This window comes from Streptomyces sp. BE303 (assembly GCF_036290945.1).
Taxonomy (GTDB): domain Bacteria; phylum Actinomycetota; class Actinomycetes; order Streptomycetales; family Streptomycetaceae; genus Kitasatospora.
Genome location: NZ_JAQYWZ010000536.1, coordinates 1 through 363, shown reverse-complemented (window position 1 = coordinate 363; position 363 = coordinate 1). Strand labels below are relative to the sequence as shown.

General features: G+C 75.8%; 1 pseudogene. It reads right to left on the bottom strand.

The annotated features are described in order from the left end of the window. Positions 1-185, bottom strand: a pseudogene (locus PUR56_RS11060) (dihydrofolate reductase family protein); the annotation flags it as partial. Between the last annotated feature and the right edge of the window lie 178 nt (positions 186-363).

The window sequence follows — 363 nt, the reverse complement described above, 5'->3', positions numbered from 1 at the left end:
TCCAGTGCGGTGAAGAACGGCGTGCCGCCGCCCACCAGGACCGGCGCGGTGGCCAGCACGTACTCGTCAATCAGCCCGGCCCGCGCGGGCGCCCCGGCGAGCGTCGCGCCGGCGATGTCCAGCGGGGCGCCTGCCTCGGCCTTGTGGCGGGTGCGCTCGGGGAGGGCGTCGCCGGGGTCGGGGCGGTGGTTCCGGTCGGCCGGGTGGTGGGGGGGGGTGGCGAGGGGGGTGGGGGTGTGGGGTGTGTGGCTGGGGGGGCTTTGTGGTGCCGGGTTCGGCGTTGGGCCGGGGTCAGGGGCGGTAGTTTAAGTGGGTGGTGCGCATGATCCAGAGGCTGGCCTGCTTGATCGGCGTGCCCGGGCG